Consider the following 18,624-nt stretch of genomic DNA (forward strand, 5'->3'; position numbering starts at 1 on the left):
CACCCGGGTGTTGGGTGGATCACGCTGGAAATGCGAAGATCTTCCGCCTATGACCCAGCTCACCACCCGGGTCCGCGCCGGCTACGCGACGGGCTCGCTCGTCACCGGCGCGTTCGGCACCGTGCCCGGCCTGCTCCTGCTGCCCTACCTGACCGACCGGCTCGCCGTGCCCGCCGCCGTCGCCGGGCTGCTGGTGCTCGCCCCGAAGGCGTGGGACGTGCTGTTCAACCCGGTCGCGGGGCGGATCAGCGACCGGGCGGGCGTGCGGCGTCCGTTCCTGCTGCGCGGCGGGGTCGCGGTGGCGGTGCTGTTCGCGCTGCTGTTCGCCGGGCCGTTCACCGGCGCGGCGGGCGCGGCGTACGTGGCCGTGGTGTTCCTGCTATGCGCGACGGCCTACGCGTTCTTCCAGGTGCCGTACGTGGCGATGGCGGCGGAGCTCACCGAGGACTACGACGAGCGCACGCGGCTGATGGCGTGGCGGATCACGTTCCTGGCGCTGGCGATCCTGGTCAGCGGGGCGGGCGCGCCGGCCGTGCGGGACCTGGCCGGCGGGTACGGGCTGATGGGCGTGGCGGTCGGGGCGTTGATCCTGGTCGGGACCGTGGTGACGGTGCTGGGCACGCGGGACGTGGCGCGGCACGTGCCCGCCTCGGCGGGGTTGCGCGAGCTGGTCGGGGCGGTGCGGGAGTCGCGGGCGTTCCGGCTGCTGCTGGCGGTGTTCGTGGTGCAGGCGGTCGGGCTGGGCACGATGTTGGCGGGCGTGGACTACTTCGCCCGGCTCGTGCTGGGCGACCAGTCGTTGCAGACCTGGCTGTTCGTCGGGTTCGTCGGCCCGGCGCTGGTGGTGATGCCGCTGTGGCAACGGGTCGGGCGGCGGCGCGGCAAGCGGTTCGGGCTGGTGGCGGCGTCGCTGCTGTTCGCCGCCGCCGTGGTCGGGCTGACCGCGTCCCGGGCGCTGCCGGTGGCCGCCGTGCTCGCGCTGATGGCGGTGATCGGGGTGGGGTACGCGGGCATGCAGGTGTTCCCGCTGGCCATGCTGCCGGACGTGATCACCGCGCAGGAACGGCGCTCCGGCGACACCCGCGCCGGGCTGTTCTCCGGCGTGTGGACGGCCGGCGAGACGCTCGGCCTGGCGCTGGGACCCGGGGTGTACGGGCTGGTGCTGGGACTGGGCGGGTACGTGGCCGGCACCGGCGACGCCGTGCAGCCCGGCAGCGCCGTGACCGCCGCCCTGCTCGGGTTCACCGCCCTGCCCGCCCTGCTGGTCGTGCTCGCCCTGCCGCTGCTGCCCCGTGAGGAGACCGCATGACCCCCGAGGACGTCCTGGCCGAGCTGGCCGCGCTGCGCGCCGGTGACCTGCCCACGCACGGCGGCCGGACGCTGGCCTACGTCTACGACAGCGCCGTGCCCGGCCTGGACGACCTCGCCGCGCGGGCGCACGCGTCGGCGTCCTCGGTCAACGGCCTGGACCCGACGGCGTTCCCGAGCCTGCTGCGGCTGGAGAACGACATCGTCGCCACGGCGGCGCGGCTGCTCGGCGGGACTCCGGAGACGGTCGGGACGGTGACCTCCGGCGGCACCGAATCCTGCCTGCTGGCCGTGCTCGCCGCGCGGGACGCCCGGCCCGTGGAGTCGCCCTCGATCGTGCTGCCGGAGACCGCGCACGCCGCGTTCCACAAGGCCGCGCACTACTTCGGCGTGCGGGTGGTGGCGGTGCCGGTGGACCCGAAGACCTTCCGCGCCGACCCGGACGCGATGGTCGCCGCGATCGACGACACCACCGTGCTGGTCGTGGTGAGCGCGCCGTCGTACGCGCACGGCGTGGTGGACCCGGTGCCGCCGATCGCCGCCGCGTGCCTGGAGCGGGGCGTGCGGTGCCACGTGGACGCGTGCATCGGCGGGTGGGTCCTGCCCTTCGCGCCCGACGCGCCGCCGTTCGACTTCTCCGTGCCGGGCGTGACGAGCATCTCGGTGGACCTGCACAAGTACGCGTACTGCCCCAAGGGCACGTCCGTGCTGCTGCACGCCAACGCCGACCTGCGCCGCCCGCAGTACTTCGCCAGCGCCGCGTGGCCCGGCTACACGATGCTGAACTCCACCACCCAGTCCACCCGCTCCGGCGGTCCGGTGGCCGCCGCGTGGGCGGTGCTGCGGCACATCGGCGACGACGGTTACCGGACGCTCGCCGCGACGGCGTTGGGGTCCACCCGCGTGATCCGGGACGGGATCGAGGGGATCGACGGCCTGCGCGTGCTGGGCGAGCCGGACTCCACGCTGGTCGCGTTCACCTCCGACGACGTGGACGTGTTCGTGGTGGCCGACGAGATGCGGGCGCGGAACTGGTACGTGCAGCCGCAGTTCGCGCACCGCTCGTCGCCTGCGAACCTGCACCTGACCGTGACGGCGGCCAACGCGGGCGCGGAGGACGGGTTCCTGGCCGACCTGCGGGCGTCGGTGGCCGCGGCGCGCGCGGCGGGGCCGGTGGACGTGCCGGCGGAGGTGGTGGCGTTCATCGAGGCGCTGGACCCGGACGCGTTGACGCCCCAGGAGTTCGCCGGGCTGCTCGCGGCGGCGGGCTTGGGGGGCGGGGCGGCGCTGCCCGAGCGGATGGCCACGGTCAACACCCTGCTGGCCGCCGCACGGCCCGCGTTGCGCGAACGGCTGCTGGTGGAGTTCCTCGGCGTGCTGTACTCATGAGGCACAGCTGCGCCCGGACCGGGATTCAACCCGAGCTACGCCGTCAACCATAGCAATCGTCCCGAGTGCGAATTCTTCGGGGTCCACCTGCGCCTCTCCTTCCCCGTTCTCCGGGAATCCGTGGCACGATCCGGGCACAACACCGATTGCCTTGGGGGAGGCGTCATGTCCGTTGTCCGGGCCATTGCCGACGAACTTCACGACACCCTGGCGAACCGCTGTCCCACCACCGCCGCGCTGCGCGGGACCACCGAAGACGACCGCCTGCCGGATTTCGGCGAGGACCGCGACGCGGAGTTCGACCGGGCGCTGGCCGGGCTGGGCGAGCGCGCGCGGGCGGTGGACCCGGCGGGCCTGCGCGCCACCGACCGCATCACCCGGGACGTCGTGCTCCAGCAGGTCGGGGCCGAGCGGGACCGGATCGCGTGCCGGTGGGTGGAGTTCACCATCGGCGACGCCCTGACCACCCCGGTGCCCGGCCTGTTGCTGACCTTGGCCACCCTGCCGGTCCGGACCCGCCGGCAGCGCGCCGCGCACCTGCGCCGCATCGAGCGACTGCCCGAATTCTTCCGCACCCTCTCGGAACGGCACCGTGCCGGAACAGCGGCGGGTCGAACGCCGGTCGCGCGACTCGTGCGGGCCGCAGTCGCGCATTTGGACAACCAACTCGCGAACATCGACGAGATCTGCCGCGGGCAAGGCCGGGAAATCGCGACCACCGCCATTCTGGAGTACCGCGACATGCTGTTGGCCGAAGTGCTGCCGCACGGCCGCGACGACGACCACGCGGGCGTGTGCCGGCTGCCCGGCGGCGAGGCGGCCTACGAGACGGCCGTGCGCGCCCACACCACCACCGACCTTTCCGCGCAGCGGCTGCACCGGGTGGGGCTGGACGTGCTGGCCGGGCTCGCCGAGGAGTACGCCGAACTGGGGTGGCGGGTGTTCCGCACGCAGCACCTGCCCGACATCTTCGCCCGCCTGCGCGACGACCCGGCCCTGCGGTGGCACGACGGCGCGGAGATGCTGGCCGCCGCGCGGGAGGCGGTGCGGCGGGCGGAGGCGGCGGCACCCCGGTGGTTCCACCGCGTCCCGACGCGGTCGTGCGCCGTCGCCGCCTACCCGAGGTCCGGGTCGCCGACCACGCCGCCCGCGTACCTGACGGGGTCGGTGGACGGGTCGCGGCCGGGCACCTACTACGTCAACACCAAGCGGCCGGGCGAGCGGATGCGCTACGAGGCCGAGGTGACCGCGTTCCACGAGGGCGTGCCCGGCCACCACCTGGAGGTGTCGCTGCGGCAGGAGCGCACGGACCTGCCGGCGCTGCGCCGCACCGCGCCGATGAACGCCTTCGCCGACGGGTGGGCGCTGTACGCGGAACGGCTGGCCGACGAGATGGGCCTGTACTCCGACGACCTGTCCCGGCTGGGGATGCTGGCACTGGACTCGCTGCGCGCGGCGCGGCTGGTGGTGGACACCGGCTTGCACGCCAACGGCTGGACGCGGCGCGGCGCGGTGGCGTTCCTGCGCGACCACACGCCGATGGGGCACGCGGCGATCGAGGCGGAGGTGGACCGGTACCTGGCCGACCCGGGGCAGGCGCTGGCCTACCTGGTGGGGCGGCTGGAGATCCAGCGGCTGCGGACGCAGGCCGAGCGGGCGCTGGGCGCGCGTTTCGACCCGCGCGACTTCCACGAGGTCGTGCTCTCGGAGGGCCGGGTGCCGCTGGGACTGCTGTCGGAGGTGGTGACGGCGTGGACCCGGACCGCCGCGTGACCGGGGTCACGCCCGCCCTGAGCGTTGGCTGAGGGCGGGTCTTTCCGGCTTGCCGCCGCGTGCGGCGGTTGACACGCTTCGGTCCGTGGACTGGCGGGTGTTGTTGATCGGCGGGGCTTCGGGGAGCGGCAAGAGCGCGTTGTCGTACCCGACCGCCCGCGCGCGGGGTGCGGCGTTGGTGGAGGTGGACGACCTGGTGGTCGCCACCCAGGCGGTCACGACGCCCGCCGCGCAACCCGCCCTGCACTACTGGCGCACGAACTCCGACGCGGGGTTGACGGCCGACGAGGTCGTGGAGGCGCAGGTGGCGCTGGCGCGCGCCCTGGAGCCGGCGCTGGCGGCGGTGATCGAGAACCACCTGGACACCGACCTGCCGCTGGTGCTGGAGGGTGACTACCTGCTGCCGGAGTTCTGCGCGAAGTGGGGGCCGGAGGTGCGGTCGGTCCTGGTGCACGAGCCCGAGGCGGGGCAGCTGGAGCGCAACTACCTGATCCGCGAACCGTCGTCGGGCACCCAGCGCAAACGCGCCCACGACAGCGCGCAGTACGCCGCGTGGCTGGCCGCCGAGGCCGGGCGCCACGGCGTGCCGCTGCTCACGGCCCGCCCCTGGTCGACCGCGCTGGACCGGCTGGCCGACGCGCTGCGGTGACGGCGGCTGGGCCGCTGCGGTGACGGCGGGCGCTGCGGTGACGGCGGCCGCTGCGGTGACGGCGGGCGGGGCGGTGACGGCGGGCGGGGCGCGGCGGTCAACCCGGCCGGCCGGCCTCCGCCCAACTCGGAACAGACCGGTGGTCCGGTAACCTGGTCGGGTGGAGTTCCGGCGGGCACGGCGGCCCGAGCAGGTCGCGGCGCGGCGCGCGGCGATCCTGGACACCGCCGAGGCGATGCTCGCCGACACCGCCCTGACCGGGATCAGCCTGCGCGAGCTGAGCTGCCGCGTGGGGCTGGCCAAGTCGAACGTGCTGCGCTACTTCGACAGCCGCGAGGCCGTCTTCCTGGGCGTCCTCGACCGGCGGTGGGCCGCGTGGCTGGACGACGCGGAGGCCGCCGTCCGGGCCGTCGAGGCCGAGCCGGTCCCCTACGGGCGCGCCATCGCGATCGGCACCGCGCTGGCCGACTCGCTGCACCGGCACCCGCTGCTGTGCGAACTGCTGGCCTCGATGGCGGGCGTGCTGGAGCGCAACATCGGGCTGGACACCGCCCGCGAGGTCAAGGCGCGGGTCACCGACCACACCGCCCGCCTGGCCGACCTCGTACGCACCGGGCTCCCCCAGCTCGACGACCGCGCCGCGACCCGGTTCGCCCGGTCGGTCGCGGTCGTCACCGCCGGGCTCTGGCCGCACGCCCACCCGACCGAGGACGTCGCCCGCGCCGCCGCCGAACTGGGCCTGCCGCCGGCCGCCGAGGTGTTCGCCGCCGACCTGCGGGAGACCCTGGTGGACCAGCTCATCGGCCTGGTCGTCCGGTCGAGCTGACCGCGTACCCTCAGAAGAGACCACCGGTCCGTTAAGCCGGTCCGCGAGAACACGGAGAGCGCCCATGGCCCGCACCGACGCCCCGCCCCGGCCGTCCACCCGCCGCCGGCTCGTGTTCATCGCGGTGCTGACCGTGATCAGCACGCTGCTGTTCTGGGTGCCGTGGACGGGTCTGCTCGCGCCGGGTGCGCAGTGGCCGGTACCGGTGGTCGTCGTCGGCACGGCGGTGATCACGGCGGCGTGGGTGGCGTTCCCCTTGCTGCTCGTGCGCTCGTTCACCCGCCACTCGGACCGGGTCGCGCGGATCGCCATGCCGTTGCTGGGCATCGCGTGGATCGCGTTCGCGTGGACGCTGGTCACCCACGTGCTGCGGCTCGCCCTGGCGGTCGCGGGCGTGGAGAACCCCTTCCGCGCGCGGTTCGTCGCCGTGCTGCTGCTGGCGCTCATCGTCGGGCTGGGCCTGCACGGGTACCGGCAGGCGATGCGCGTGCCGCCCGTGCGGCGGACGGACGTCGTGCTGCCGCGCCTGGACCCGGCGTTCGACGGGCTGACCATCGCGGTGCTCGCCGACACCCACTACGGCCCGATCGACCGCGCCGAGTGGTCGCGGCGGACCGTCCAGCGGGTCAACGAGGTGGGCGCGGACGTCGTGGTCCACGTCGGCGACATCGCGGACGGCACCGTCGAGCAGCGCCGCGACCAGTCCACCCCGCTGGCCGAAGTGCAAGCGCCGCAACGGTTCTACGTCTCCGGCAACCACGAGTACCTGAGCAACGCGCAGGCGTGGATGGAGCACATGGCCGAGTTGGGCTGGACGTCCCTGCACAACCAGCACCGCGTCCTGGAACGCGGCGGCGCGCGCCTGGTGTTCGCGGGCATCGACGACATCACCGCCGCGCACTCCGGCGAACAGGGCCACGGGGCCGACCTCGCGGCGGCGCTGGCGGGCGTCGAGCCGACCGACCCGGTGGTGTTGCTGGCGCACCAGCCCAGCGAGATCGGCAAGGCCGTCGCGGCGGGCGTGGACCTGCAACTGTCCGGGCACACCCACGGCGGGCAGATCTGGCCGTTCCACCTGCTCGTGCGGCTGCAACAGCCGGTCGTGCGGGGCCTGTCCGACCACGGCGACCGCACGCGCCTCTACACCAGCCGGGGCGCGGGGTTCTGGGGACCGCCCTTCCGCGTCTTCGCGCCCTCGGAGATCTCGCTGCTGACGTTGCGCTCGCGCTGAGGCGGACGGGACCGTTCGGCACGCCCTCCTCCCCCGGGTGAGCGAGCGTCATTTGTTCGAACGTCGCAACAACGCCGGTTTCCGTGACCGCCCGACCACGAACCGCGACGATCGATAGCCGATTCAAATAACCGGTCGATCGATTGCTGAATGAGCGGTTCGACCGTTCAGTGGATTTCACCGGAGTCTGCCCTCCACGTAGCGTTGCCTGACCGGCGACCGCCCGCCGGCGAAGGGGCAGGAGAACACCGTCATGGGCATCGAGAACGCGGATGGCCGCGAATTCCTGGTCGTGGTGAACAACGAGGAGCAGTACTCGGTCTGGTTCGCCGACCGCGACCTCCCGCTCGGCTGGCGCGCCGAGGGCAAGACCGGTACCAGGCAAGAGTGCCTCGACCACATCACCGCGGTGTGGACCGACATGCGACCCCGCAGCGTGCGGGAGCACCTCGCCGCGAACGGCTGAGGGCCCGGTCGCACCCGTTCCACCGGTTGGTTGCACACCTTTTTTGCGGGCGGTCGAAGACTGCCCGCAATTGGCCGATGAATCGGCACGCCCGAATGCGCCGTTATTGGGGGAGGCTTTGGTGTACCCGGATCCGGCTGTCCGGACCACGCCCGCGCTGCCGTTGCAGCGGGGAATGATCGCCGCCGGTCTGCGCGACCCGGCCGCGGGCACGGACGTCATCCAGTGCGTGCAGCGGTTCGCCGCGCCGTTCGACGCGGAGGCCTACCTCGCCGCGTGGCGCAGGGCGATCGAACGGCACCCGATCCTGCGCACGCGGTTCCGCTGGCGCGCCGACGGGGAGGCCGAACAGTGGGCCGGCCCGGCGGCCGACGTGCCCGTGATCGCGGACCTCGCGGACACCGCGGGCACGGCCGGCGGCACCGCGCCCACATCCGGCGGCACCGCGCCCACATCCGGCGGCTTCACGAGCAGCACCGATCTCGCCGCTTTCCTGGCCGCCGACCGGCGCGCGGGCGTCGATCCCGTCTCGGGGCCGCCGTTGCGGGTGCGGGCGTTGCCGGGCGGGGTCGTGGTCGCCACGTTCCACCACGCCATCCTCGACGGCCGGTCGCTCGCGATCCTGCTCTCCGAGATCGACGACGACTACGCCTCCGGCGGCACGGCCGTCTTCCCCGACCGGCCCGAGTTCGCCGACTACGCCCGCTGGTACGCCGAGCGCACCGCGCCCGACCACCCCCTGGCCGTCGCCGACCGCGAGTTCTGGGCCCGCGAGCTGGCCGACCTGCCCGAACCGGGCCTGCTGCCGTTGGAGCACAACGGTTCCGCGACGCCGGTCATGGGCGTGGCCGCCGCCGACCTGTCCGACGCCGAGACCGCCGCCGTGCGCACCCTGGCCGCCGCCGCCGGCGTCACCGTCAACACGGTCGTCCTCGCCGCGTGGGGACTGGTGCTCGCCACGCACGCCCGCGGCGACGAAGCCGTGTTCGGCGTCACCCGCGCGGCCCGGCACGGGTCCGTGCCGGGTGCGGAGGACATGGTCGGCCTCCTGCTGGCCACCGTGCCGCTGCGCCTGCCCGTCGACCTCGACGCGCCGGTCGCGGAGTGGCTGCGGACGGTGCGGGAGCGGTCGGTCGGCGCGCGGGACCACCAGCTCGCGCCGTTGCCGGACATCCAGCGCGCCGCCGGGCACGACCAGCTCATGCGCAGCCTCGTGCTGTTCGAGCACCGGGAGATCAACACCGTGCTGTCCGCGCGGCCGACCGCGCCCGCCGGCCGGACGGTCCGCATCCTGCGCAGCCCCGGCTACGCGATGACGCTCTACGCGTTCGCCGAGCCGCACCTGAGCGTGCAGCTCATCCACGACGTCACCCGCTTCCCCGACTGGGCGCCGGACGCGCTGCTCGGGCAGTTCCGCGAGCTGCTCGCGGGCATGGCCGAGGCGCCGGAGCGGCCGGTGCGGGAGCTGACCGAGCCGCGTGGCGCGGAGCTGGTGCGGCTGCTGGAGAAGTGGAACGACACGGCCGTCGAGTACCCCGCGGACGCGACCGTGCCGGCGTTGTTCGCCGAGCAGGTGCGGCTGCGGCCGGACGCCGACGCCGTGCACTCCCCCGACGGCTGGCTGTCCTACGCCGAGCTGGACCGCCGCTCCAACCGGCTGGCGCGCACCCTGCTGGCGCGGGGCGCACGCCCGGACGAGCCGGTGGGCCTGGCGCTGCCGCGCGGCGCGGACCTGGTGACCGCGATGCTCGCCGTGGTGAAGACGGGCGCGGCCTACCTGCCGCTGGACCCGGCCAACCCGGCGGCGCGGGACGCGGTGGCGTTGCGCGAGTCCGGCACGCGGCTGGTGGTGACCGATCGGGAACGTCCGTTGCCCGAGGGCGTCTCGGCGGTCCCGGTGTCCGCTGTGGACGGTTCCGACGAGCCGCTGCCCGCGCGGGCGCACCCGTTGGGCGTGGCGTACGTGAACTACACGTCCGGCTCGACCGGGCGGCCCAAGGGCGTGGCGGTGCCGCACCGGGGTGTCGTGCGGCTGGTGACGCGGCCGACGTTCGCGGAGTTCGGGCCGGGGCAGACGTTCCTGCACCTGTCGGCGACGGCGTTCGACCTGACCACGCTGGAGGTGTGGGGCGCGCTGCTGACCGGTGGCCGGGTGGTGGCCGCGCCCGAGGGTCCGCCCGACCCGGCGGTGCTGGGCGCGCTGGTGCGCGAGCACGGCGTGAGCGTGCTGTGGCTGACCGCCGGGCTGTTCCACCAGCTCGTGGCGCACGCGCCCGAGGTGCTGGAGCCGGTGGCGCAACTGCTGGCCGGCGGTGACGTGCTCGCGCCGGACGCCGTGCGGGCGGCGCTGGTCGCGCGCGGCGGCAAGCCGGTGGTCAACGGGTACGGGCCGACGGAGAACACCACGTTCACGTCGTGCTGCGTGGTCACCGACCCGCGGCAGGTCGGGGCGTCGGTGCCGATCGGGACGCCGATCCAGCGCAGCACGGTGTACGTGCTGGACGAGTGGATGCGGCCGGTGCCGGTCGGCGTGCCCGGCGAGCTCTACACCGGCGGCGCGGGGCTGGCGCGCGGGTACTGGGCCAACCCGGCGTTGACGGCGGACAAGTTCGTGCCCGACCCGTTCGGCGCGCCGGGCGGGCGCCTGTACCGGACCGGTGACCTGGCGCGGTGGCGGCCGGACGGCGTGCTGGAGTTCCTGGGGCGCGCGGACCAGCAGGTGAAGGTGCGCGGGTTCCTGGTCGAGCCGGCCGAGGTGGAGAGCGCTCTGCGCGAGTGCGCCGGGGTCGTCGAGGCCCTGGTGCTGCCGTCCGGCGAGGGCGAGGCGCGGCACCTGGTGGCGTACGTGACCGGTGAGGTGGACGTCCCGGCGGTCCGCCGCCACATCGCCGACCGCCTGCCCGCCTACCTGTGCCCGGCGCAGTACGTGGTGCTGCCGGAACTGCCGTTGAACCGCAGCGGGAAGGTCGATCGGGCCGCGTTGCGCGCCTTGCGGTCCACGGGCCGGCGTGCCGGGACCCCGCCCGCCGAGGGGACCCAGCGGCGCTTGGCCGGTCTGTGGCAGGCGCTGCTCGGGGTCGAGGACGTGTCCGCCGAGGACGACTTCTTCGCGGTGGGCGGCAACTCGTTGCTGGCGGTGCGCCTGGCGTTCCGCGTCCGCGACGAGTTCGGCGTGGACGTGCCGGTCGCGGAGCTGCACCGCGCGCGGACCCTGGCGGCCTGCGCGGCGGTCGTGGACGGCACCCGCAACGCCCGGACCCTGACCACCATCACCCGCCGCGACCGCACGGCCTACCGCGTCCCCGCGCCCCGCAAGCCCGCCGAGGCCAGCGAGGCCAGCGAGGGCACTGGGCCCGTCGAAGTCGCCAAGCGCGCCGAACCCGCCACGTCCGTCGCACCGGCCGATCACCTGGTCGTCCCGCGCGGCACCGGGCAGTGGGCGGTTTGGCGCTGGGTCGAGTTGCGTGGCACCGGGTTCGGCATCGAGCCGCTGCTCGCCGTCGCCTCGCCGCGGGCCGCACGCGCCGCCGAAGCGGTGATCGCCGCCGACGACGTGGTGGGCGAAGCCCGGTGGGCCGCGTTCAAGGTGCTGCGCACGGTCGAGGACGCGGCCGAGGGCGAGGAGCGCGCCAAGCTCCGGCGCGTCGGCAGGCTGGTGCGCAAGGGACGGTTCGCCGAGGCGCGGGCCGCGCTGGACGGACCGGCCGAGGTGGACGCCGCGCTGGCCGCAGCCGCCCTCGCCGCCGCCCGGCACGAAGCCGCGCTGGCCCACTTCACCGAGCGGTTCGAGGCCTGCCGCGCGAACACCGCCGAGGTGCTGCACCAGATCAGCGGCGACCCCAAGTTCCGCGAGGCCGTCGCCTGGCAGAACCCGCGCGCCCTCCAGACCGCCGTCGACGCCCTGCACAAGACGCGCAGCAAGACGCGCAACGTCGACTACCGCCGCTGGGAGCACACGGTCGTCAGCTACCTCCAGCGCTACTGCGCGAAGAACGACACCATCGGCTTTTTCGGCCCGGTCGGCTGGGCGCGGGTCGAGGACGACGCGGAGCAGGCGCTGTCCGTGCGGCCCGGCCCGGACCTGGTCGACCGCCGCACGGTCTACCTGGAGAACTGGGCCGTGCACGAACTCGCCGAGGCCCTGACCACCGACGCCGTCCGCCCGTGGGCGGTCCCGCGCCGGATGCCGTTCATCGACGTCGACCACGACACCCTCCACGTGCCGCTGGCCGACCCGATCACGCTGCCGCCGCTGGACGCCGCCGTGCTCGGCGCGTGCGACGGCCGCCGCCGGGCCGTGGACATCGCCGACCACCTGGGCGCCGACCGGGACACCGTCCTGGAGACCCTCGACCGCCTCCGGCAGGCCAAGCGGATCGCGTGGACGATGGAGGTGCCGCCCTCGGCGCTGCGCCCGGAACTGGCCCTGCGCGAGCAGATCGAGCGCATCGGCGACCCGGACCTGCGGGACGGGGTCGGCGCGAAGCTGACCACCGTCGAGCGGGCGCGGGACGCGATCACGCGGGCCGTCGGCGACCCGGACCGGCTCGTCGCGGCGATCGGCGACCTCCAGGAGGAGTTCACCGCCATCACCGGCGCGGAGGCCGTCCGCCGGCCCGGCCTGTTCTACGCGGGCCGCACGCTGGTCCACGAGGAGTGCCGGCGCGACCTGGAGGTCACCCTCTCCCCCGCGCTGCTGGACACCCTGTGGCCCGCGCTGGAACTGGTCCTCGAAGCCGCCCGCTGGTTCACCCGCGCGGGCGCGGCCCTCTACACGCGGGCCCTGCACGAGGTGTTCCGGCAGAACGCCGCCGGGCGGACCGAGGTGCGCCTCGCCGACTTCTGGCTGTGGGCCAACGACGCCATCTTCCGCCTCGACGACCGGCTGCTGGACCGGCTCGTCGCCGCCCTCCAGTCCCGCTGGGCCACCGCCCTGGGCGGCCCCAAGGCCCACTACGACAGCGACGAGGTCCGGGACGCCGTGCTGGAGGCGTTCGCCGCGCCCCGGCCGGGGTGGCGCGGCGCGGTGCAGCACAGCCCGGACGTGCTGCTGGCCGCCAAGGACGCCGACGCCGTGCGCGCGGGCGACTTCCACTGGGTGCTCGGCGAGGTGCACCCCGGTGTCAACACGATGCGCTCCGCGCTGTTCGTGTCCCAGCACCCCGACCCCGCGCAACTGCGGGAGGCGATGCGCCGGGACATGGCCGGCCCGCGCGTGGTCCTCACTACCACCCGCGAGCAGGGCGGCACGCCGCAGCGCCTCGCCGACGCCCTCGTGCTGCCGCACGACCTGCGCATCGTGTTCGGGCACGACTCGTGCGGCCCGGACCTGGCCGGCGCGGTGCCCGTCGGCGCGTGCTCGGTGGTCGAGGTCGACGGCCGGCTGCGCGCCCGCAGCCGCGACGGCCGGGTGGACCTGGAACTGGTGGAACTGCTCAACGAGCAGATCATGGCCCAGCTGGTCCAGAAGTTCCGGCTGCTGCCCGCCGGCGCGCACACGCCGCGGGTGACGCTGGACCGCCTGGTGGTGGCGCGGGAGAGCTGGCGGTTACCGCCCGCCTCCTGCAAGTTCGCCTTCGCCCCGGACGAGCCGAGCCGGTTCCTGGGCGCGCAGGCGTGGCGGCGGGAGCACGGCGTCCCGCGGTTCGTGTTCGTCAAGAGCCCGATCGAGCACAAGCCGTTCTACGTGGACCTCGAAAGCGGTCCGTCGGTGGAGTTGTTCGCGCACGCGGTGCGCGCGTTGGAGCGGGAAGAGCCGGACGCGCCCCTGGCGGTCGGCGAGATGCTGCCGGGCCCGGACGCCTTGTGGTTGACCGACGCCGAGGGCAACCGGCACACCGCGGAGTTCCGGCTGGTCGCCGTCGACCGCCGGGGTTGGCACCAGGGAGGAACGCGGTGAGCACGGTGACCCCCGAACTGTTCCGGTTCCCCGCTTCGTCGGGGCAGCGCCGGCTGTGGCTGCTGGACCAGCTCATGCCGGCCAGCCCGGTCTACAACATCGGCTGGCGGGTGGCGCTGGACGGCCCGCTGGACGTCGAGGCGCTGCACCGCGCGCTGAACGCGGTCGTCGCCCGGCATGAGGCGCTGCGGACCCGGTTCGCCGCCGAGGACGGCGTCCCGGTGCAGGTCGTGGCGGAGGCGCAGCACGTGCCGCTGCCGACCGTGGCCGCCGACGACGTGGACGCCGCGGTCAAGGCCCTGGTGCGCGAACCGTTCGACCTGCACACCGGACCGCTGCTGCGCGCCACCCTGGTCAACGCCGACGTGCTGGTCCTGGTGCTGCACCACAGCATCGCCGACGGCTGGTCGTGCGCGGTGCTGTTCGACGAGCTGGCCCGGTGCTACGCCGGGGACGCCGACCTGCCCGAGCTGCCCGTCCAGTACCCGGACTACGCGCTGTGGCAGCAGGAGCAGGTCGACGCGGGCGCGTTCGCCGACGACGCCCGCCACTGGTCGGAGGCCCTGCGCGGCGCGCCGACCGTCCTCCCGCTGCCCGGCGACCGCCCGCGCCCGGACTCCCCCACCGGGCGCGGCGCGGAACTGCGCCGGGAGCTGACCGTCGCCGACGGGTCGTTCGCGCACCTGCTCGCGCGGTTCCAGTGCGTGCTGCACCGGGTCACCGGCCAGGGCGACTTCCTGGTCGCCACCCCGGTCGCCGCGCGCACCCGGCCGGAGACCGAGGGCCTGGTCGGGTTCGTGGCCAACACCCTGCCGCTGCGCGCCACCTTCGAGCCCGAGACCACCCTGGGTGAGGTGGTGCGGGCCGCCGAACAGGCGACCGTGGCCGCGCTGGAGCACCAGGACCTGCCGTTCGAGCAGGTGGTGGACCTGGTCGCGCCCGAGCGGACGCTGGCCCACGCGCCGCTGGTGCAGGTGATGTTCGCCGTCGAACCGCTGCCGCCGGCGCGGCGGGCGGGCGCGCTGACCCTGCGGCCCGAGCCGGTGTCCAACGGCGGCGCGAAGTTCGACCTGTCGCTGACCGTGGAACGCGACGGCGACACGTGGTTCGGCCGCTGGCAGTACGACGCCGAGCTGTTCGAGGAAGCGACGATCGCCGCGCTGCACGACGCCTTCGCCGCGCTCACCGGGGACATCGACCCCGGCACGAAGGTCGCCGAACTCCCCCTCACCGGGACTCCCGGGCCACAGCCCGCCGGCAAGGCCGCGCGCAGCGCCCTGGACCTGATCGCAGAGGCGCTCGCCGCCCACCCGGACGCGCTGCTCGACACCATGACCCACCGGGAACTCGACCGGGCCGCGAACCGCCTCGCCCACGCCCTCAAGGCGGCGGGCGCGCGACCGGACGACCCGGTGGCGCTGTGCCTGGAACGCGGCGAGCCGACGATCATCGGCATCCTCGCGGCGTGGAAGGTCGGCGCGGGCTACCTGCCGCTGGACCCGTCGTGGCCGGTCGAACGCCTGACCACGATGGCCACCGACGCCGGGATCCCCGTGCTGGTCACCGATTCGCCCGAGAAGGCCCTCGACGGGCCGTGGACGACGGTGGACCTGACCGGGGTGGACCTGACCGGGGTGGAGGGACCCGACACGCCGCCCGACGCCGTGCCGCCGATCCCGGAAAGCCTGGCGTACGTCATCTACACCTCCGGTTCGACCGGGAAGCCGAAGGGCGTCCGGGTCACCCAGGGCGGGTTGGCCGAGCTGCTCGCGTCGATGAACCGCCTGCTGGGCCTGTCCCCCGAGGACCGCCTGGCCTCCATCAGCACGCCCGCGTTCGACGTGTCCACGGTGGAGATGCTCGTGCCGCTGCTCAGCGGCGCCCGGTTCACCGCCGTGCCCGCGGCGGACGTGGCCGACGGCGCGCTGCTGCGCCGGCGGATCGCCGAGTCCGGGGCGACGGTCGTGCAGGGCGGCCCGGCCGGTTGGCGGATGGTCGTGGCGGCGGGCGGGGTGCCCGACCACGTGCGGCTGCGGGTGACCGGCGGCGAGGTGCTGACCCGGGACCTGGCCGACGACCTCCAGTCCGGCGGGGCGACCCTCATCGACGGCTACGGCCCCACCGAGACCACCGTGTACTCCACGGCCGGCGTGGTGCCGCTCAGCCCCGCGCCGGTGCGGCTCGGGCCGGCCGTCGACGGGACGACCCTGCACGTGCTGGACCCGTTGCTGCGCCCGGTGCTGCCCGGCGTCATCGGCGAGCTGCACATCGGCGGCGCGGGCGTGGCCCGCGGCTACCACGGCCTGCCCGCGCTGACCGCGGACAAGTTCCTGCCCGACCCGTTCACGGCCGGCGGCGGCCGGCTCTACGCCACCGGCGACCTGGTCCGGCCGCGCGCCGACGGGACGCTGGAGTTCCTGGGCCGCGCCGACCGGCAGGTCAAGATCCGCGGGTTCCGCATCGAGCCCGGCGAGGTCGAGGCCGTGCTGCGGGCGCACCCCGACGTCGCCGACGCCGTGGTCACCACGTGGTCGGCGGGCGCGGCGGACGTCCGGCTGGTCGCCCACGTCGTGCTGCACCGGCCGGTCGCGGACCTGCGCCCGCACCTGGCGGCCCGGCTGCCGGAGTACATGATCCCGGCGGCCGTGGTGGAGCTGGCGGCGCTGCCGCGCACCGGCACCGGCAAGATCGACCGGGCCGCGCTGCCCGAGCCGGAGTGGACCGGCGCGGCGACCGAGCACGTGCCGCCGCGCGACGACACCGAGGCCCGGATCGCGCAGATCTGGCGGGACGTGCTGAGCCTGCCCGGCGAGGTCGGCGTGCACGACAACTTCTTCGCGCTGGGCGGCCACTCGCTGACCGCGACCCAGATGCTGGCCCGCGTCCGCACGACGCTGGGCGCGGACCTGCCGCTGGCGGCCCTGTTCGCCGCGCCCACCATCGCGGGCCTGCGCGCGGCGATGGACACCGCGGGGGTCGGCGCGCGCGGGCCGGCGCCGCTGCTGGACCAGTTGGACGACCTGTCCGACGAGGAGATCGACCGGTTGCTGGGGACGTTGAGCGAGGACGGGCTGTGAGCGACGCGGTGGTGGTCGGGGCGGGCCTCGCGGGCTCGCTGGTGTCGGTCTACCTGGCCCGGCGCGGGTTCACCGTCCGGGTGCTGGAGCGGCGGGAGGACCCGCGCACGCCCGGCGCGCGCGAGGCGGGCCGGTCGATCAACCTGGGCCTGTCCCAGCGCGGGATCGTGGCGCTGAGGGAGATCGGGCTGCTGGACTCGTTGAAGCCCCTGACCGTGCCGATGCGCGGCCGGGTGGTGCACGCGCCCGACGGGGCGCTGCGGTTCCAGCCCTACGGGACCGAAGAGGACCAGATCCTGCACTCGGTGCTGCGCCACGACCTCAACGTGGCGTTGATCGACGAGGCCGAGAAGCAGGGCGTGGAGTTCTTCTGGGGCCGCAAGGTCGTGTCCGTGGACCGCGACCAGCCGTCCGTGGCGACCGACGGCGGCGAGTTCGAGGCGGACCTGGTGGTCGGCGCGGACGGCGCCTTCTCCGCCGTGCGCGCCCACCTCGGGCGGGGCCGCCGGATGACGCTGCACCAGGAGTACCTGGAGTGGGGCTACAAGGAGCTGCTGATCCCGGTCGGCGACGACGGCAAGCCGCGCACGGAGTTGCGGGCGCTGCACGTGTGGCCGGGTGACGACGGGCTGATCGTGGCCCACCCCAACGCGGACGGCTCGCTCACCGCGACGGTGTTCCTGCCGTTCGAGGGCTCCCGGGGCTTCGCCGGGCTGGACACGCCCGCGCGGGTGCGGGCGTTCTTCGCCCGCCGCTTCCCCGACACGCTGACCCTGATCCCGGACGTGGTGGAGCAGTTCCTGGCGCACCCGCCCGCGAGCCTGGTCACCATCCGCACCGCGCCCTGGCACCTGGCCACCGGGTCCGGCCGCGGGGTGGTGCTGCTGGGCGACGCCGCGCACGCGGTGTACCCGTTCTTCGGGCAGGGCATGAACGCGGCGTTCGAGGACTGCTCGGTCCTGGACCGCTGCCTGGCCGCCCACCCGCGCGACCTGCCGGCGGCGCTGGCCGCCTTCGAGGCCGCGCGCCGGCCGCACACCGACGTGCTGGCGGAGCTGTCCAAGCGCAACTTCGTGGAACTGCGCGACAAGCTGCGCTCGCCGCTGTTCCTGGCCCGCAAGAAGGCCGACCTGGTGCTGCACCGGCTGTTCCCGCGCTCCTGGGTGCCGCTCTACACCCTGATCGCGCACACGACCACGCCCTACGGCGAAGCCCTGGCCCGCTCTCGGCGCCAGGACCGCCTGTTGGCCACGACGACCGCGCTCACCGGCGCGGCACTGGCGGTGCTCACACACCGAGCCCGCCGCAAGAGGCAGGTGACATGATGCTGCACCACCCGAACCGGCCGGCCCATCCCCTGGTCGAGCCGTCGGACTTCGCCGCCGCCACGCTCCCCGAGCAGGTCGCCGCCCACGAGGCCGCGCTGCGGACGGTGTTCGCGTGGGCGGCCGAGTACCTGTGCGCGCCGCACCCCGAGCTGGGCCGGCGCGGCGACGTGTGCCCGTTCACCGACACGTCGATGAAGAAGGGCCTGTTCTACCTGTCCGTGCACCCGGGCCGGCCGACGGACCCCGCGGAGCTGGCCGAGCTGCTGCTGCACTACCGCGACTGGTTCGCCGAGCTGGAGCCGCGGACCGGGCCGGGCGCGCAGTTCAAGACGATCCTGGTGCTGTTCCCCGGCTTGCGCGAGCCGGCCGACTGGTCGGTGGTGGACCGCACGCAGGAGCTGCTCAAGCCCGAGTACACCGCGAACGGCCTGATGGTCGGCGAGTTCCACCCGGGCCCGCCGGACAAGGCGGGCCTGTGGAACCCGGTGTTCCGGCCGTTGAACAGCCCGGTGCCCATGCTGGCCATCCGGCACATGGTGCCCACCGACTTCCCGTTCCTGCGGGACGACGACGTGACCCTCGCCGCGTACCTGGAGCGCTTCGGCGACCGGGTGCCCACGCACCTGCGCGGGGACGTCCGCGCCGCCGCCGACCGACTCGCCACGTCCGGGAGCTGAC

The 18,624-nt window shown here is 74.6% G+C and carries 11 protein-coding genes; all 11 read left to right on the plus strand.

The window, feature by feature from the left end:
• The first annotated feature begins 49 nt into the window (after window positions 1-49).
• Complete coding sequence (locus tag ABD126_RS02810; RefSeq protein ID WP_343931980.1) at window positions 50-1,309, plus strand: MFS transporter; 1,260 nt, start codon at window positions 50-52, stop codon at window positions 1,307-1,309.
• Window positions 1,306-2,697, plus strand: a complete 1,392-nt coding sequence (locus ABD126_RS02815) for a pyridoxal phosphate-dependent decarboxylase family protein (protein ID WP_343931981.1) — start codon at window positions 1,306-1,308, stop codon at window positions 2,695-2,697. The genes ABD126_RS02810 and ABD126_RS02815 overlap by 4 nt, the downstream gene beginning before the upstream one ends.
• Window positions 2,698-2,862: 165 nt before the next feature.
• Window positions 2,863-4,470 (plus strand): DUF885 domain-containing protein, encoded by a 1,608-nt coding sequence (locus ABD126_RS02820; RefSeq protein ID WP_343931982.1) that lies wholly within the window; start codon window positions 2,863-2,865, stop codon window positions 4,468-4,470.
• A gap of 85 nt (window positions 4,471-4,555) precedes the next feature.
• Window positions 4,556-5,119 (plus strand): hypothetical protein, encoded by a 564-nt coding sequence (locus tag ABD126_RS02825; protein WP_343931983.1) that lies wholly within the window; start codon window positions 4,556-4,558, stop codon window positions 5,117-5,119.
• Window positions 5,120-5,279: 160 nt separating this feature from the next.
• On the plus strand, window positions 5,280-5,945 hold the full coding sequence (locus ABD126_RS02830) for a TetR/AcrR family transcriptional regulator (protein ID WP_343931984.1): 666 nt from the start codon (window positions 5,280-5,282) through the stop codon (window positions 5,943-5,945).
• Between the two features lie 64 nt (window positions 5,946-6,009).
• The gene (locus ABD126_RS02835) at window positions 6,010-7,176 is read left to right on the plus strand and encodes a metallophosphoesterase (RefSeq protein WP_343931985.1); all 1,167 of its coding nucleotides are present in this window, start codon (window positions 6,010-6,012) and stop codon (window positions 7,174-7,176) included.
• Between the two features lie 253 nt (window positions 7,177-7,429).
• A complete protein-coding gene (locus ABD126_RS02840) occupies window positions 7,430-7,642 on the plus strand; it encodes an MbtH family protein (RefSeq protein ID WP_343931986.1) in 213 nt (70 codons plus the stop codon).
• 121 nt (window positions 7,643-7,763) lie between these two features.
• Complete coding sequence (locus tag ABD126_RS02845; protein WP_343931987.1) at window positions 7,764-13,541, plus strand: amino acid adenylation domain-containing protein; 5,778 nt, start codon at window positions 7,764-7,766, stop codon at window positions 13,539-13,541.
• On the plus strand, window positions 13,538-16,618 hold the full coding sequence (locus tag ABD126_RS02850; protein ID WP_343931988.1) for an amino acid adenylation domain-containing protein: 3,081 nt from the start codon (window positions 13,538-13,540) through the stop codon (window positions 16,616-16,618). The genes ABD126_RS02845 and ABD126_RS02850 overlap by 4 nt, the downstream gene beginning before the upstream one ends.
• A complete protein-coding gene (locus tag ABD126_RS02855) occupies window positions 16,615-17,943 on the plus strand; it encodes an FAD-dependent oxidoreductase (RefSeq protein ID WP_343931989.1) in 1,329 nt (442 codons plus the stop codon). The genes ABD126_RS02850 and ABD126_RS02855 overlap by 4 nt, the downstream gene beginning before the upstream one ends.
• A complete protein-coding gene (locus ABD126_RS02860; protein ID WP_343931990.1) occupies window positions 17,940-18,623 on the plus strand; it encodes a DUF6875 domain-containing protein in 684 nt (227 codons plus the stop codon). Before ABD126_RS02855 ends, ABD126_RS02860 begins: the two co-directional genes overlap by 4 nt.
• The last annotated feature ends 1 nt before the right edge of the window (window position 18,624 follow it).

The organism is Saccharothrix mutabilis subsp. mutabilis (assembly GCF_039521145.1).
GTDB classification, from domain to species: Bacteria; Actinomycetota; Actinomycetes; order Mycobacteriales; family Pseudonocardiaceae; genus Actinosynnema; species Actinosynnema mutabilis.

Coding starts and splice junctions, on each gene's coding strand:
- ABD126_RS02815 (WP_343931981.1), top strand. CDS start 1,306: ATGACCCCCGAGGACGTCCTGGCCGAGCTGGCCGCGCTGCGCGCCGGT.
- ABD126_RS02860 (WP_343931990.1), top strand. CDS start 17,940: ATGATGCTGCACCACCCGAACCGGCCGGCCCATCCCCTGGTCGAGCCG.
- ABD126_RS02820 (WP_343931982.1), top strand. CDS start 2,863: ATGTCCGTTGTCCGGGCCATTGCCGACGAACTTCACGACACCCTGGCG.
- ABD126_RS02810 (WP_343931980.1), top strand. CDS start 50: ATGACCCAGCTCACCACCCGGGTCCGCGCCGGCTACGCGACGGGCTCG.
- ABD126_RS02840 (WP_343931986.1), top strand. CDS start 7,430: ATGGGCATCGAGAACGCGGATGGCCGCGAATTCCTGGTCGTGGTGAAC.
- ABD126_RS02835 (WP_343931985.1), top strand. CDS start 6,010: ATGGCCCGCACCGACGCCCCGCCCCGGCCGTCCACCCGCCGCCGGCTC.